Raw genomic sequence first — 15,493 nt, 5'->3', positions numbered from 1 at the left:
ACAAAATTACAATATTATATACTTCTCACTCCCACTCAATCGTTCCTGGGGGTTTGCTAGTAATATCATACACCACGCGGTTAATACCCTCAACCTCATTAATAATGCGGTTAGAGACAGATTCTAAAAAGCTATGGGGCAAAAAATAATTGTCTTTAAAATTCATCTTTAATGCTCTCATAATTCCTCTCTTTAAGAATTTCTGGCAATTCTTTGACGGAGGGAAATTCCTCTGTAATTTCTAAACAAAGTGTTTCAAGGAGCTTATCACCAAGTAAGTTAGCATATTTACCGCGCATTGCCTTTTCATACCAAGCAATCAAATCAGATTCTGTAATAATGCTTTGGATTCTGCTCTTCCAGCCAATTTGTGTAAGCAAGGATAGAATAACAGATTTTTCTGCTTCTTTACACACAATAATAATTCTATCGCTTTGAATATTAGACACAATGCTTTCTGCTAATTCACTATCAAGACTTAGATGCTTAATTTGTATTGCCACACCCCAATTTGCATACATATCAAGTCCTCTATCTGCTGCATTTGTTACACCAACCCTATAAATACGTGCTTGCTGTGTAGTAAAAAGATTGCTAGAATCCAAGCACATTACAGATTTTGTAAAATCTTCAAATTCTTTTAAAATATTAAGTTTGTCTTGATTGATTGAAAGGGTAATGTTTAATTCTAAAATTTGTGCTAATGTGTCAAAAAGCGAATGCGTGATAATCTCATAAACTTTATCTAAGCTGCGCTTTAATCCAGCCTCATACCAAAATAAATTAATAAAATGCGAAATCTCAAAACTTGCCTTATTTGTATTTAGGCAATATTGTAGCGCATTGTTAAGCTGTGTATATTTGCCGATAAATTTATTATAGATATAGCTTTCAACTGTTCCATTGTGTTCTCTATTAAATTTCCCTAATTCTGCTATGAGTTTAGGAGGAATTACATTGAATAAATCATCTTGGAATTTTGCCGAACTTGTAGAGATTCTGCCAAGTAGCGCAATGCAAACTTCATCTCTCCACGTTTTGCTTTTAGTTCTGTATGTTTCAAGGTTGTTTAAATCTATATCGCCAAAAATTCTATCACGGTAAAGAATCTCTGCGATTTGAATCGGTTTATAGAAGTGGATTCTTGATTTTGCAATGACTTTATCCAAAGCCTGTTTTGCTACTTTTAGCATACTTTTTCCTTACATTGTGTTGGAGCAAACTCACTCAATGCTTTGAGTATTTGTTTAGCGACTGCTTCTATGACAGGCACTGCTACACTATTACCTGTTTGTTGTTTGATTTGCGTATAGGAAACTACGATTTTATAGTCCTCAGGAAATCCTTGCAATCGCAACATTTCTCTTTCTGTTAATCGCCTCTCATTATTAACCAAAAGATAATTTGCTGAAGCTCCAGCCCTAAGAGCACAAGAAAAATGATGAGGCGTAATAGAACCACCTACATTCTCGTGGGTAATGTAAGGTTTTGCAATTTCTTTCTTCATTCTTTTCTGTCTAGATTCTTTAATATGATCCTTAACATAATATTTTTTCTCTACATTAGATTCTAAAATCTCTTTGAGTGTTTTTCTGCGATGGATTGAATATGGAAAAACAAAATCTACTTTTTCCCTAAAACCACAGATAATAATTCTCTCTCTTTTTTGTGGAAGCCCAAAATCAAGAGCGTTTAACACTTTACTATAAACACAATACCCTAAGAATTCTAAATGTGAAATAATCGTTTTAAACGTTTGTCCATTGTTGTGGGTAGTTAAGTTACGCACATTTTCTAACATAAAAGCCTTGGGTTGCTTATCTTTCAAAATGCGTTCAATCTCAAAAAATAATGTCCCTTGAGTCTCATGTTCAAACCCCTCTTTATTCCCTATAATACTAAAGGGCTGACAAGGAAAACCAGCTAACAAAATGTCAAAATTTGGGATAATTTTAGAATCTATTTTGGTAATATCGCCTTTTGGATATTCTCCAAAGTTTGCAAAATAGGTTTTAGCGGCTTCTTTATCCCATTCTGATGAAAACACGCAGATTCCACCTAGTTTTTCAAATCCTAGCCTTATCCCTCCAATTCCAGCAAATAGGTCAATGAAGGTAAAGTCTTTGAATGTGTATTCTTTTTCTTTTCTCTGCTCTAAAATCATCTTAGAAAACAAATTCATTCTCTACTCCCACTCAATCGTTCCTGGGGGTTTGCTAGTAATATCATACACCACGCGGTTAATACCCTCAACCTCATTAATAATGCGGTTAGAGACAGATTCTAAAAAGCTATGGGGTAAGTGCGAAAAAGTCGCCGTCATTCCATCGATTGCCTCAACCGCTCGGACGCAAATGGTGTTATCATAGGTGCGATTATCGCCCATTACGCCTACATTTTCAATACCAAAACAATAGTTTTTGCGGTAATAGGATGAAGTGTTCACTATTTCTTCCATACAATATGCCCATTGATATTATGCTTTTCATAAACCTTTAGCACATCTTCTAGGAAGTCTATCAATTCTTTTTCATTGGTATCTTTTGCGCTCTCTAGCATCCTTAAAAACATTTTCTTTCCTGTTTCGGTTTGTTTTAAATTTTTCTTTAAGAAATTATGCTTACTACAAAGCGTTTGCCCATTTTCTAAGGTAGCTTTACCACCTAAATCTTTGGGCTTAATATGGTCAATATGCAATTCCACACCCTCCTTTTTCCCCATTCCACAGATAACACATTGATAATTATCTCGCTCTAAAATTTGCTTTTTAAGTGTGGGGATAAAATCCTCTAAATCCTCTCGCAAAACAACAAAATCAGGATCATAGCGATAAATTCCTTTTGCAATTTTTTGCAAATAACCCTTTTGATGCAAGCTCCTAATCCCTCTATCTGGGTCCCTAAAAACTTTTCCTGTGCGACTCTGCCATTCTTTCACAACCCAATCCACAACTTCGGGGTGTGAAATATCCCTTTTGGGATTTGCTTTAAAAAATTCCATTATTAAATCAAGTTGACTACCTGCTTTATTATTCATTCAAACAATCCTTCCTCTTTTTTAATTATTTCTAAGAAACGATTTTTTGAAAGTTTGCAATAGTTAGAATCTAGCTCAATGCCTACAAACTGACGCTTATTGAGATAAGATTCTATCATCGTTGTGCCGCTTCCACTAAAAGGATCGCATACCACATCGCCCATATAAGAAAAAAGCTTAATACATCGTTTGGGTAATTCTCTAGGGAAAGGAGCGGGGTGTCCAATGCGTTTTTTAGATTCTCCATTAAAAGTCCATAGCCCATTTGTCCAAGTCATAAACTCTTCTTTGCTTATATTGCTTTGCCCTTTATGTTTTTTCTTCCACTCGCCTTTATAAAGCACGAGGATTAGTTCCACAGGAGCAATCACATAAGGAGCAGAAGCAGAGAGCCAACTTCCCCACGCAGTGCGCCTTGAAATGTTTCCCTCATTCCATATTATCGTACTGTGGTATTTCCAGCCTACTTTTTTGACAAGAGTTGTGATGTCTGCTCCTATACTTTGCTGCCCACCTTTGTTTTTATCAAGCGGAATATTAAGGCAAAATCTTGCTCCATCTTTTGCCCAAAAATAGCAGTTTTCTATCCATTGCCTACTAAATTTCAAATATTCTTTATAATCCTTAGAATCCGCATTAGAATTATATTCTATGCCTACATTATAGGGAGGAGAAGTAATAATTAAATCAAGACTTTGAGATTGCAACAATTGTCTGTTGAGCACAGAATCATTGTGTAGCATTATATTTTTATAGTTGAATATAGTATTGTTTTTCTTTAAATTATTATGTATATCATGTGCTATTGTCATTTGCATTTCTTGAATATCATATATTTTTGAGTTTTTGATTTTTTCTATTAGCATTTATATGCCTTCATTAAACTTTGCGTCATTCCCTACTCCCACTCAATCGTTCCTGGGGGTTTGCTAGTAATATCATACACCACGCGGTTAATGCCCTCAACCTCATTAATAATGCGGTTAGAGACAGATTCTAAAAAGCTATGGGGCAAATGTGCAAAAGTCGCCGTCATTCCATCGATTGCCTCAACCGCTCGGACGCAAATGGTGTTATCATAGGTGCGATTATCGCCCATTACCCCCAAACTTCGGACATTGAGCAACACGCAAAACGCCTGCCACACTTTGTCATAATACGCAAAATCTACCATGCTATAACATTTTCAACTTTTCTTGATTTATTATTCAAACTTTCTCCTTTTTTTCGTTGCAATTCTCCATATTCACATTGAATGAGATTTTGTTGATTATATTCCTCCATCCATTTTTGGTTAATTTTTATGGCTTCCTTGCTTTCATCTATTCCTATGAATTTACGTTCTAGCAAAAATGCTTCCTTAAGAAAACCTCCACTTCCACAAAAACAATCCATGACAAGAGAATCTACATGGGAAGACATTTGGATAATGCGTTTTAGCATGACATTATTTTTTTGCGTAGGATAAATGGGATTCTGTGTGTCTTTAAATTCCCAAATATCTTGTATTTTTTTACCTCGAGAATCTTTCGCATACACCTTTTTTCTAGGCACTCCATTTTTGCTCCATTCAATCAGCCCCTCATTATTTAATCTATCAAGATCCTTAAGACTACAACGCCAATGTCGTCCTTGCGGAGGTTTTAAGCCATTCCATGCTTGCCCACTCTCGCCATTTTGTGTCACTCCTGGTGCATGAAGTGGGATAGTTGTGTAAAAGCCTTTGTCGTCTTGTTTTGTGAATCGTTTGCCTAAATCATCAAAGGAAATGTCCTCATGAATCTCATTCCAAATGTATTGACGACTTTTTGCATAGAATAGAATCATATCCTTAATATTTCCATATCCTTTTTTAGAGAAGTTTTTAGGATTACATTTGATACGCGTAATATCATTGATGAAATTCTCTCTTCCAAAAATTTCATCACATAGAATTTTGACATAATGTCCCATTTTTGTATCAATATGGATATAGAAACTCGCTCTCTCGCTCATTAATTCTTTGATTAGAATTAATCGGTAGTAGAGGAACTCTAAGTAAGATTCTAAATTAAACTTATCTTGATAGGCAACTCTTGAATCCAAGCTCGCACTCATTGTGCTACCCATTCTAAAAATATTATTTGTTCCAAAAGGAGGGTCAATATAGACTAAATCGATAGCGTTTTTAAAAGTTTTCCCCTGATTAAAGGCTTTATTCTGCAAGAGATTCTGCATTGCATTGAGATTGTCATCAAAAATAAGCAAGTTTTCTTTTGCAAAATTCCCTTGCAATTCTTTGCTAAATGAAACCTGTAAAAACTCTTTTTGAGATTGAAAATGATTAAATAAATTAAGCATTGTTACACCTGATAAAGAAAGTCTCTTAAAAGTAAAGCAGATAGAATGTTGTAATCCTTATATGTTTGCGTTAGGATTTCAAACATTTTGTTTCTGCCATGAATATAGCATACTCCATCTAAGATTGCAATTTTAATAATATCTGTATTTAAAGTCACATTGAGCAAACTCATTGCATCTTCGAGTTGAGCATTTTGATGTCCTCCAAAATCGCTCAAAAACTTTGCTTCACCAATAATTATTTTTCCATTGAATCGTGCAATAAAATCCAAGCCCTTTGAGCGTGTATAGCCTAAATTTTCCCTTGCAAATTTTTGCATAGCCAAATCGGAAGCATTCAAAATAGCATTTCCATTAGTATTTTTGAATACCTCTAGGCTAACAGGTTGGATTCCTAAAATGCCACTATTCACCCATCGCTTGAATAGCGGTCCGATTTGTCGGTTGGTTTCTTTGGGCTGTGAGATATTCTCATAAATTTTCTTGAGCCCCATTTCTTTTAATCTGCCACAGATTCTCGCTATTGTCGCTGGATTGCGTTTGATAGCAGTTCTGTCACGCCTTAAATAGGCAATATATGAATCTTTAATTGGAAACAAATCAAAATCAAGCAGAGATTCTATAATTTTTTCTTGCTGATTACAATTAAATGCTTCTTCAAAACTATTCCATTTTGTAGAGTCTATATCCCTGATATTATCGGGACTCATGGGATAGACTCTAAAAAGCTGGTCTAAATAATCTCTCTGGTTGGCTAATTCTATGCTTTGATTAAGAAAATAATTCATTCTCTACTCCCACTCAATCGTTCCTGGGGGTTTGCTAGTAATATCATACACCACGCGGTTAATGCCCTCAACCTCATTAATAATGCGGTTAGAGACAGATTCTAAAAAGCTATGGGGCAAATGTGCAAAAGTCGCCGTCATTCCATCGATTGCCTCAACCGCTCGGACGCAAATGGTGTTATCATAGGTGCGATTATCGCCCATTACCCCAACACTCCGCACATTCAGCAACACGCAAAACGCCTGCCACACTTTGTCATAATACCCCTGTTTTTGCAACTCCTCTATAAAAATACAATCCGCCTCACGCAACAAATCCAAATCCCTCTTATTCACCTCTCCCATAATGCGAATGGCAAGTCCGGGTCCGGGGAAAGGGTGTCGCATTAGCATCGACTCTGGCATTCCTAGCTCCCTGCCTAACGCCCTCACTTCGTCTTTAAAAAGCTCCCGCAATGGCTCAATCAGCTCAAATTTCATCCACTCGGGCAAACCCCCGACATTATGATGGCTTTTAATCGTCTTGCTAGGTCCTTTTACGCTAACAGATTCAATCACATCAGGATAAAGCGTGCCTTGAGCTAGGAATTTTATCTCACCCTTTTGATTATGCTTTTTTGCCTCTTTTTCAAAGACTTCAATAAAAGTCTCGCCAATGATTTTACGCTTAAGCTCGGGGTCTAGCACACCTTTAAGGCGACTTAGAAATAGCTTGCTTGCATCTGCGGTAATGAGCGGGACTTTTAAGTTTTCTCTAAACATTTTCTCTACCGCCTCTCTCTCGCCCTTGCGTAAAAGCCCTGTATCGACAAACACAGGGATAAGATTCTCCCCAATGGCACGATAGAGCAAGGCGGCGACAACGCTAGAATCTACCCCGCCACTAACGGCACACAGCACTTTGCTCGGCGTCTCTTTGTTACTTTTTGTGGAGTCTGCACTCTCAACTTCGGTCATTAGCGATGAGCTAACTCCCTTGTTTAGAGCTTGACAACCACAAAAATTGTCTAAAGATACTTCCGAGCTAGATTCTAAATGATTTTGCTCACTCACATTTTGTCTCTTTATGTTTTGCTTTTCGTCTAGTATTCTAAGATTTTGCAAGTGTGGGTTTGTGGCTTTGCCACTGCACGCGGTAGTGTTTTCGTGGTCTTTTATGGATTTTGTGTGTGAGGCTAGACTAATGGTCTGCGAACCTGCAAAATCCACAAAATCTGCGGAATGATTGCCCGAAGCTGAATGCCTCCTAAAGCACGAATCAAGGTGGTCATTCACCATTCCCACACTTTGCATAAACGCATACATCATTGTGCTACCTACAAACTTAAAGCCTCTTTTTTGCAAATCTTTGCTAATCTTGTCTGAAAGCGGGGTTTTTGTCGGTATCTCACTCATAGACGCAAAATGATTGATGATTGGCTTACTATCTACAAAGCCCCAAATATACCTATCAAAACTCCCAAACTCGCTTTGAATCTCCAAAAACAATTTCGCATTATGGATTGCGGATTCAATTTTTGCACGATTGCGGATAATGCCCTCATTACTCATCAACTCTTGAATCTTTGCTTCATCATAGTGTGCGATAATTTTTGGGTCAAAGCCATCAAATGCTGCCCGAAATGCCTCGCGTTTTTTGAGAATGCTAATCCAGCTAAGCCCTGCTTGAAAGCCCTCTAAAACAAGCTGTTCAAAGAGTTTTTTGTCATCGTGTAGCGGCACCCCCCATTCTTTATCGTGATAATCCTCATAGAGCTTTCTTGCCACTTCGTCTTTATCTCTCGCCCAAGCGCAACGCTCTCTCTCCTCTTTTTGCCCTAAAGATTGTTGCAAATCCTTACGCATAATGCTTAAAGGAATTAGTCGGATTTTCCCAGAAGCCCCTGCATAAAAGGGATTTCCACTTTCTTGAAAGCCTAATTTTTTATAAAATCCTAAAGCCCATTCACGACTTTTGAGGATAATCACATCAAACCCTCCTAAATATCGCTTTAATGCCTCTTTTATCAAGGCTTTGCCAAGCCCTCTACTAAAGGATTGAGAATCTACAAACAATAAAGTGATTTCATTGTCTTTTGTAGCGATAAACCCTAGCCATTGTTCCTTTTTGGCAATGATTAGAATCTGATGTGCTTTTTTAATGTAATCCTCTTTGATTTCTGCTCTCCTGTGTGCGATAATCTCCTCACTTAGCTTTTGGGTAAGACGCACAGAATCCTCCCAGATTTTAAGAAGCCTTTCTATCACTTGAGATTTTTTCATACTCTCACACGTTTCTTTAAAGGTTAAAAAGGCAATGGGGTTAGATTCTATCTTTTGGATTCCATAGACGATTTGTTGTAATTTTATAATCTCATTTTCGGCAAAGTTTCGCATATTCCAGCTTGTATCACTCCTGCAAATATCCACTGCAAAATTTTGCAAAATCTGCCCCCCACACTCGCTATGCACGACCTCGGGGTGGAATTGCAGGGCATAAATATCTCGCGAAAAATCCGCAATCGCACAATAATGCGTATTGCCCGACTTTGCAAGCTCCACAAAGCCTTGCGGGATAGATTCTACCTTATCAGCGTGGCTCATCCACACAATAGAATCTTGCTTGATGTTTTTAAAAAGTTTGTTTTTCCCCTCTTTTATCTCTAACACCGCCTTGCCAAACTCCTGTGCCTCTGCCTTTATCACTTTGCCACCAAAATGTTGGGCGATAAGCTGCATACCATAGCAGATTCCAAGAATAGGAATCCCAAGTGCAAAAATCGCATTATCAGGCTTGTAAGCGTCCTTTTCATACACACTCGCAGGTCCTCCGCTTAAGATTATGCCTTTAGGGTTTTTTGCCTTGATAGAATCTAGCTTTTCAAAGTAGGGCACAATCTCGGTATAAACTCCAGCTTCACGCAATCTCCTTGCGATAAGCTGTGTGTATTGACTGCCAAAGTCTAGGACTAAAATTTGTAAATTATTCATAAAAATCCCTAATGAAAATTTGCAGAGAATCTTATTTAAGATTAACTTATAACTTAAGAAAATAAGAAAACTATGGAGAAATCAGGAATATTTTATCGCATATAATGCGCCCCAATAGAATGGGAACGTTTTAGTGCCGATTCAACAATATTTTTAGCTGTTAATAGACGCAGTTTTAAAAGTCTCCCAACTCCGCTTTGTAGCATAACTTCAATACCTCCTAAAGCTTCATTAAGATCACTTTTTTTGCGGATGATACCAACTTTATTCCACATAAGATTGCGTAAAATAGTCTTTAGATTTTCATCTTGTTCTTTATAGAGGGTTTGTGTATGGAGTGGAAATTCTCTTTTATTGAGTGTGGTTTCTTTTCCTAAAATATCTAATGTAGCACGACGCGCAAATACAAGGGCTTCTAAGAGAGAGTTTGAAGCAAGGCGATTAGCACCATGCACTCCTGTGCAAGCACATTCTCCTATGGCATAGAGATTATCAATATTTAAAACCTTGCCTTTCTCATCGCATTTAATGCCTCCCATACAATAGTGAAAAGCAGGGGAGATGGGGATTTTATCTTTGGGTAAATCAAATCCAAAGGCATTAAGATTGCGAGCAATATTGGGGAATCTTGTTTGAAAAAAATCTTTAGAGAAAGCACTTAAATCTAAATAAACTTCGGATTCTTGAGAATTAGTAGGGTATTTTTGTGATAGTTGTAATTTGTAATCATAAATAGAACGCGCTACCTTATCCCTTGAGGCAAGTTCTCCTCTATCATCATAATCAAATAAGAATCGCTTTCCCCAAAAATCTATAATATATGCTCCTTCACCTCTTAGGGCTTCGCTAAGAAGCATTTTTCTGGCATAAGGCGTTTTGACAAACACTGTGGGATGGAATTGTAGCATTTCCATATCTTGGAGTTTTAAACCATTTTCTAAAATCATACCGTGTAATTCACTAGAGATTGTATAAGCGTTGGTGTGGTATTCAAACAAAGCCCCTATGCCTCCACTGGCTAAAATAATATTCTTTGCATAAAGATTATAATTTCCTCTTTTGGTTAAGACACTTACGCCATAGCAATGATTGTTATCAATAAGGAGTTCTGTAACTGTGGCATTTTTCCACAAAGTATGGGAGATTTGTGAGATAAGATGACTATGTATTACTCTACCTGTGCAATCTCCTCCAGCGTGTATAATCCTAGAGGTGCTATGAGCAGCTTCTTTGGTAAAGAGCAGGTTTCCCTCTTTGTCCCTATCAAATGGAATCTCTTTATGGATTAAATCTTCTAATACCTCTAAACTTTCCTCGCTAAGGAGTTTGACGATTTTTTTATCACACATACCAGCACCTGCTTTTAGGGTGTCATTGATATGCAAGGGAATGTCTTTTTTATCCTTTGCAACAGCAATTCCACCTTGTGCGTAAAAGGTATTACATTCCCAAGGTTGGTCTTTACAAAGAATAAGGACTTTAAGATTTTTAGGTAAGTTTAAAGAGGCATAAAGCCCTGCAATTCCAGCACCAACAATAATTACATCATAATGCATTATAGAGATTCTTTAGAACTGGTAAGTGGTGTTAGTATCCCTAAAAGGATCATCTTTAAAGCCACAACCATTAAAGAGTATAATCTGTGCTATAATCAAAATATGAAAAAGGTATCGCAAATTTTGTCTCATCTCTTTAATACTCCTTCTTATCAAAAACTTCATCAAACGCAACAAATCAAGGCTTTCTTGTGGGCTTTACCCAAAAGTCTTCGTGATGGTGTTTGTTTTTGTTATATCAAAAACCAAGTTTTATTCTTTGTCTTAAAACATCCTTGTTATAAACAGGAGTTTGATTATAAACTAACAATAATAAAGCAGTTATTAAAACAATACCAGCAAAGCAAAGAGGAATTATTAGGGGTTAAAGATATTAAAGCCTTTGTCGGTAATAATGCTTACCAAAAATCCCAAACACAACAAATAGAGAATTTAGAAGTGTATGGAGAGATAGCTAAGGGAGATTTTGAAAATTTGGCTAAAGATAAAGAGATTAGAGAAATTTTTGAATCTATTAGAAAAGCTATTTTATGCAATCATTAGAGCCTCTTAACGAAAATCTTTTAAATGATTTAAAAAAGCTTCCACCTTTAAGTGGTGTATATCATTATTTTGATAGTGAGGGGAGATTGCTTTATGTCGGGAAAGCTAGAAACTTAAAAAATCGCATTAAAAGCTATTTTCGATTTACCCCTAAACTTAGTGTTGCACCCAATTTAAGCCCACGAATTACGCAAATGGTTTCACAAGTGGCTACATTGCGCTACATCCTTTTAGAAAACGAAAATGATGCCCTCATTTTGGAAAATTCTCTTATTAAACAATTAAAGCCTAAGTATAATATCCTCTTACGTGATGATAAAACTTATCCTTATTTGTATGTGGATAAAGGTCAGCCTTATGCGCGTATAGTTTTAACGCGTAAAGTGATGAAAAAGACACAAAATATTCGTTATTTTGGTCCTTATTCAAGCGGGGGAAGGGATTTGCTGGATTGTCTTTATGAATTTTTTCCGCTTGTGCAAAAGGAGAGTTGTATCCGAGGCAAAAAAGCTTGTTTGTTTTATCAAATTAAACGTTGTTTAGCACCTTGTGAAGGGAGGGTTAGCCAAGAAGAATACGCAAAGATTTTAGAAAAAGCTTTAGAATGTATAGAAAATCCCAAAAAGATTCTTGTAAAGTTAGAGGAAAAAATGGAGTTTTTATCCCAAAATTTGCGTTTTGAAGAAGCGATGATTTTACGCGATAGGATGTTAAAAATCCAGCAGATTAATCCCCTCTCTAGTGTGGATTTTGCTAGATTAGAAGATTTGGATATTTTTGCACTTGTTTTAGAGGAGAAAAGAGGGGTTTTGGTGAAGTTTTTTATGCGCAATGGCAGAATCGTCTCTAGTGCTTTACAAAATATTAAAAGTGAGTATGGTTTTGATGTGGTGGAGATTTATAAACAAGCCTTGATTGATTATTACCATAAGGATTTACCCTTAATCCCCAAACAGATATTAATTCCTTATGATTTAGGGGAGGTAAAAGTAGAGCTAGAAAATTTCTTGTTTTTGCAGTTGCGAAAAAAAATTTCTATCCATTTTCCAAAAAATGGAGAAAAGAAAAAGCTTTGCAACCTTGCTTTAGAAAACGCTAAAGAAGCTTTGAGATTAAGTAGTAGCCAAGAAGAATATATTCTAAGGGATTTAAAAGCATTATTGGGATTGCAAAATATTCCTTATCGGATTGAAGTGTTTGATACTTCGCATCATCGTGGCAGTCAAAGTGTAGGAGCTATGATTGTTTATGAAGAAGGGTTTATTAAAAAATCCTATCGGCATTATACTTTAAGCGGAAGTGATGAATACTCCCAAATGCGTGAAATGCTTATGCGACGCATTGAATCGTTTTCTTTAGAATTTCCTCCAGATTTATGGCTTTTAGATGGAGGAGCCGGGCAGATAAATTTAGCTAAAGAATTATTGCAAAGTGTGGGGGTAAATATTGAAGTGATAGGTATTGCCAAAGAAAAAATTGATTTTAAAGCCCATCGTGCTAAGGGTGGGGCTAGAGATGTATTAAGGGATGATCTTTTAAGAGAATATCGGCTTAAAGTTAGCGATAAACGTTTGCAATTTTTACAAAAATTGCGCGATGAAGCACATCGTTTTGCTATTACCTTTCACCAAAAACAAAAACAAAAAACAATGCATAAAAGCAAGATTTTAGAGCTAAAGGGTATTGGTCCAAGCACACAAAAGAAGCTTTTAGCTTATTTTGGAGATTTTCAATCTATTTATCAAGCAAGTTTAGAGGAGTTACAAAAAGTAGTGGATTCCAAAAAAGCTTTAGAAATTTATAATCTCTTAAAACAATAAAACCTCCGCTTCCAAATTTCTTTTATGTAATTTATGGTTTTTATTAATGGGTAGTTTTTATTAATAAGAGTCTTTTGCTTGTTAGAGTTTTCTATTTTCATAACGAGATTTAGCACTTTTGAAAATACTTTATTCCTATCACTTGTAAGGAATCAATCTTTTGTGTAAAAGTGTATAGGAGTTGTAAGCTAACAAATTACTAATGATAGGGAATTGATGCCAACAATATCTATGAGACTAAAATCGATTCTCTCTCCACTCTCTTACTATCCTCTTAGATTCTATTAAATAAAACCATAGTATGCCCCCTCCCCATTATAATTAGTATTATTTGCTATAAAGGGAAGAGGAAATTTAAAGAAGTTTTGTTTATAAGCCTTTATTAATGCTTCTCCTAACTTATAAGAAAGAGTTGTTTTTATTTTTAAAGATTCTTTATAATCAGAATAAGATTCTAAAGGAGGAAGTTTTAATTTAGGATTCTTTTTTATTTTTTCTTGGTATTGTTTTTGTTCTTTATTGTGTTTATCTTTAATATAAGATAACACATAAGGCATTCTTATATATCCTAAAAGACTTTTAGAATTATCTATCATTGCCTCTCCTAGTTTATAAGCTAGGTGAGATTTAAGGCGGGAGGAGGCAGAGAGTAGAGGGGTTTGATAGAGAGAGTTAATATAAAAGTTGTCATTAGATAAGTTGAGGGGCTTTAGGGATTGAATTTTTTGCTTTATTTCAAAAAGTGAGGGATAAGAAGGGGTAATGCAGATAAAATTAAAATTATTAAAGATATTTTGATAAACATATCCTGTCCAGCTATGAAAAAATAAGGTTTTCAAAAACTATTCTCTTCTTGTATTTAAAATATTTTGGAGGTAAAAATCCGCTTCTTGAAATTCATTATTTTGCAGAAGTAATACTAGGAAATAGATTCTGTATTTATCATTATCTGGATCTAAATCCAAAGCAGATAAAAGATAACTCCTAAGAATGCTTACACTTTCTTGAGTTTTAGAACCTAGTAAGAATAATTGAAAAAGGGAATATGCTCTTTGCATTGGAGAGAATATGATTTGTCCGTAAAAAAATTTAAAATTTTCATAGCATTCTTTAGGAGTAAAAACATTATTGCTTAAAACATAATGAGAATTGCCAAGTAAATATGCTATTTTTGTTAAAGCAGAACCTGTTGTATAAATCATTTTTGCTTGTGAGAGAAAAATCGTATCATATAAAAAAAGTTGAAATTCTTTGTGATAGCCATAGGCATCATTTTCTCTTAATTGATTGGTGGAAATAATATTGGGTTTGTTGTAAAAATTTATTATTTTTTGTATGGAATCTAAATCATCCCCAATAAGAACAATAGTTTGATCTTTGTTTTTTGAAAGTTCTTTTTGTATTAAAGATAAAATAAGCTCACAACAGCTCGCAAGATTTATAGCAAGTAAATTATGTTTTCTTATGGGAGAATAGTCATAAATGACATCCCCACTTCTGAAGTGAATAGCTATAAAACTGCCTATTTTATTTGTATCTTCATAGGCTTTTGAAATAGCATAGTCAAATTCATAGAGAAAATCTAATTTTTGCTATAAGCATAAAGTCATTGCTCTATATTCATTGAGATTAATATCTTGAAGATACCAAGCTAAACTTCCTATTGGGGTAATAAAGTAATCATATTGATTGCTAAAAAAAGCAATTTTTAGGGATTGTAGATTTTTAAAGTTTGTTATATCAATGAATGTGGCATTATTTTTTGCCTGTTCTTGTATGCAGTAGTTGTCGATGAAGTTTTGAGAAAATATTTTATCTACTTTGTCTAAAGAAGCACCTATGATATGATTTTTATTAGCACCAGTATTGTCTCTTGTGCCACCTATCCATAAAAGTTTTGCATAAGATAAGTCTCCTAAATATTGTGCAATATATAAAGCATTTAAAAAGGCATTTAGTCTTGAACCGCTTCCATCTGTCCTATTAGCTAAAATGAACCCCATATTTTTCCTTTTAGTGTTTTAGATTTTATTTTATCTTAATCCGTCTTAATTATAGAATTTATCAAAAATTAAAATTTATTATTCAGAGCCTTTAATCTCCATCTTGGTTATCAAAATCCTCTATCTTTAAAGCTTGAATCTTTCTTTAAAGTAGAGACAAATCCAACTGCTATAAAAGTAATAATTCGCCACAAAAGCAATTCTCTTTAGCTTTTTAATCCTAATCCAAACTCTCCCTTAAAGATTCTCTACCATTTCTTTAATGCCTAAGCTCTTAAACAATCCCCTAACAAAACAACAGATGAAACACAACAAAACCCAATCTAAAGTATCCATCTAACCTAACTAACTAATCTTAAGATTCTTGGAACCTAAAGACTCTAAACCCAACCAACCCCAACCCCCTTAATCTTAAAACCTTACAAACAAGAGTAGGA

At 35.3% G+C, this 15,493-nt stretch carries 12 protein-coding genes and 6 pseudogenes; 2 read left to right on the top strand and 16 right to left on the bottom strand.

Annotated elements, in window-relative coordinates; genetic code table 11:
• Positions 1 to 25 precede the first annotated feature (25 nt).
• From C6H18_RS08475 to C6H18_RS08415, 13 genes and pseudogenes are all read right to left on the bottom strand, one after another.
• A pseudogene (locus C6H18_RS08475) lies at positions 26 to 145 on the bottom strand (GMP synthase (glutamine-hydrolyzing)); the annotation flags it as partial.
• A 10-nt stretch (positions 146 to 155) separates the two neighbouring features.
• Positions 156 to 1,193 carry a HaeII family restriction endonuclease gene (locus C6H18_RS08470; protein ID WP_104722664.1) on the bottom strand — a complete coding sequence of 346 codons (1,038 nt, stop codon included), beginning with the start codon at positions 1,191 to 1,193 and terminating at the stop codon, positions 156 to 158.
• Entirely contained in the window at positions 1,187 to 2,182 is a 996-nt protein-coding gene (locus tag C6H18_RS08465) for a DNA cytosine methyltransferase (protein ID WP_199770192.1), read from the bottom strand. Before C6H18_RS08465 ends, C6H18_RS08470 begins: the two co-directional genes overlap by 7 nt.
• 3 nt (positions 2,183 to 2,185) lie before the next feature.
• Positions 2,186 to 2,404: pseudogene (locus C6H18_RS08460) on the bottom strand (GMP synthase (glutamine-hydrolyzing)); the annotation flags it as partial.
• Positions 2,405 to 2,445: 41 nt separating this feature from the next.
• Entirely contained in the window at positions 2,446 to 3,036 is a 591-nt protein-coding gene (locus C6H18_RS08455) for an HNH endonuclease (RefSeq protein ID WP_104722663.1), read from the bottom strand.
• Positions 3,033 to 3,779, bottom strand: coding sequence for a DNA-methyltransferase (locus tag C6H18_RS08450; protein ID WP_233704118.1), 747 nt, complete (start codon positions 3,777 to 3,779; stop codon positions 3,033 to 3,035). Before C6H18_RS08450 ends, C6H18_RS08455 begins: the two co-directional genes overlap by 4 nt.
• A 155-nt stretch (positions 3,780 to 3,934) precedes the next feature.
• Positions 3,935 to 4,198, bottom strand: a pseudogene (locus C6H18_RS08445) (GMP synthase (glutamine-hydrolyzing)); the annotation flags it as partial.
• Positions 4,199 to 4,203: 5 nt separating this feature from the next.
• Positions 4,204 to 5,376 (bottom strand): site-specific DNA-methyltransferase, encoded by a 1,173-nt coding sequence (locus tag C6H18_RS08440; protein ID WP_104722662.1) that lies wholly within the window; start codon positions 5,374 to 5,376, stop codon positions 4,204 to 4,206.
• A gap of 2 nt (positions 5,377 to 5,378) precedes the next feature.
• Positions 5,379 to 6,164 (bottom strand): restriction endonuclease, encoded by a 786-nt coding sequence (locus C6H18_RS08435; protein ID WP_104722661.1) that lies wholly within the window; start codon positions 6,162 to 6,164, stop codon positions 5,379 to 5,381.
• Positions 6,165 to 6,167: 3 nt separating this feature from the next.
• Positions 6,168 to 7,346 (bottom strand): annotated as a pseudogene (guaA, locus tag C6H18_RS09810) (glutamine-hydrolyzing GMP synthase); the annotation flags it as partial.
• A gap of 75 nt (positions 7,347 to 7,421) precedes the next feature.
• Positions 7,422 to 8,513: pseudogene (locus C6H18_RS09805) on the bottom strand (GNAT family N-acetyltransferase); the annotation flags it as partial.
• A pseudogene (gene guaA / locus C6H18_RS09800) lies at positions 8,493 to 9,134 on the bottom strand (glutamine-hydrolyzing GMP synthase); the annotation flags it as partial. The pseudogenes guaA (C6H18_RS09800) and C6H18_RS09805, both read right to left, overlap by 21 nt.
• Before the next feature lie 92 nt (positions 9,135 to 9,226).
• Positions 9,227 to 10,690 (bottom strand): L-aspartate oxidase, encoded by a 1,464-nt coding sequence (locus C6H18_RS08415; RefSeq protein ID WP_104722660.1) that lies wholly within the window; start codon positions 10,688 to 10,690, stop codon positions 9,227 to 9,229.
• On the opposite strand from C6H18_RS08415, the gene C6H18_RS08410 reads away from it, so the two are divergent.
• Positions 10,685 to 11,233 (top strand): hypothetical protein, encoded by a 549-nt coding sequence (locus tag C6H18_RS08410; RefSeq protein WP_233704114.1) that lies wholly within the window; start codon positions 10,685 to 10,687, stop codon positions 11,231 to 11,233. The genes C6H18_RS08415 and C6H18_RS08410 overlap by 6 nt on opposite strands.
• Positions 11,221 to 13,053 carry an excinuclease ABC subunit UvrC gene (uvrC, locus tag C6H18_RS08405; protein ID WP_104722658.1) on the top strand — a complete coding sequence of 611 codons (1,833 nt, stop codon included), beginning with the start codon at positions 11,221 to 11,223 and terminating at the stop codon, positions 13,051 to 13,053. Before C6H18_RS08410 ends, uvrC begins: the two co-directional genes overlap by 13 nt.
• Positions 13,054 to 13,337: 284 nt before the next feature.
• Here uvrC and C6H18_RS09670 read toward each other — a convergent pair whose 3' ends face one another.
• The 3 genes from C6H18_RS09670 to C6H18_RS08390 all read right to left on the bottom strand — a co-directional run bounded on the left by C6H18_RS09670 (position 13,338) and on the right by C6H18_RS08390 (position 15,056).
• Positions 13,338 to 13,892, bottom strand: a complete 555-nt coding sequence (locus tag C6H18_RS09670) for a hypothetical protein (RefSeq protein ID WP_233704113.1) — start codon at positions 13,890 to 13,892, stop codon at positions 13,338 to 13,340.
• Between the two features lie 3 nt (positions 13,893 to 13,895).
• Complete coding sequence (locus C6H18_RS08395; protein WP_104722657.1) at positions 13,896 to 14,255, bottom strand: hypothetical protein; 360 nt, start codon at positions 14,253 to 14,255, stop codon at positions 13,896 to 13,898.
• Between the two features lie 390 nt (positions 14,256 to 14,645).
• Positions 14,646 to 15,056, bottom strand: a complete 411-nt coding sequence (locus C6H18_RS08390) for a hypothetical protein (RefSeq protein ID WP_104722656.1) — start codon at positions 15,054 to 15,056, stop codon at positions 14,646 to 14,648.
• Between the last annotated feature and the right edge of the window lie 437 nt (positions 15,057 to 15,493).

This window comes from Helicobacter mesocricetorum (assembly GCF_900198605.1).
Classification (GTDB): Bacteria; Campylobacterota; Campylobacteria; order Campylobacterales; family Helicobacteraceae; genus Helicobacter_D; species Helicobacter_D mesocricetorum.
This window is presented reverse-complemented; position numbering and strand designations above follow the sequence as displayed.

What these genes read in the sequence shown, in the direction of transcription:
- C6H18_RS08470 (WP_104722664.1), bottom strand. Translation starts at nt 1,193, where the DNA reads ATGCTAAAAGTAGCAAAACAGGCTTTGGATAAAGTCATTGCAAAATCA.
- C6H18_RS08465 (WP_199770192.1), bottom strand. Translation starts at nt 2,182, where the DNA reads ATGAATTTGTTTTCTAAGATGATTTTAGAGCAGAGAAAAGAAAAAGAA.
- C6H18_RS08455 (WP_104722663.1), bottom strand. Translation starts at nt 3,036, where the DNA reads ATGAATAATAAAGCAGGTAGTCAACTTGATTTAATAATGGAATTTTTT.
- C6H18_RS08450 (WP_233704118.1), bottom strand. Translation starts at nt 3,779, where the DNA reads ATGCTACACAATGATTCTGTGCTCAACAGACAATTGTTGCAATCTCAA.
- C6H18_RS08440 (WP_104722662.1), bottom strand. Translation starts at nt 5,376, where the DNA reads ATGCTTAATTTATTTAATCATTTTCAATCTCAAAAAGAGTTTTTACAG.
- C6H18_RS08435 (WP_104722661.1), bottom strand. Translation starts at nt 6,164, where the DNA reads ATGAATTATTTTCTTAATCAAAGCATAGAATTAGCCAACCAGAGAGAT.
- C6H18_RS08410 (WP_233704114.1), top strand. Translation starts at nt 10,685, where the DNA reads ATGCATTATAGAGATTCTTTAGAACTGGTAAGTGGTGTTAGTATCCCT.
- C6H18_RS08415 (WP_104722660.1), bottom strand. Translation starts at nt 10,690, where the DNA reads ATGCATTATGATGTAATTATTGTTGGTGCTGGAATTGCAGGGCTTTAT.
- uvrC (WP_104722658.1), top strand. Translation starts at nt 11,221, where the DNA reads ATGCAATCATTAGAGCCTCTTAACGAAAATCTTTTAAATGATTTAAAA.
- C6H18_RS08395 (WP_104722657.1), bottom strand. Translation starts at nt 14,255, where the DNA reads ATGATTTATACAACAGGTTCTGCTTTAACAAAAATAGCATATTTACTT.
- C6H18_RS08390 (WP_104722656.1), bottom strand. Translation starts at nt 15,056, where the DNA reads ATGGGGTTCATTTTAGCTAATAGGACAGATGGAAGCGGTTCAAGACTA.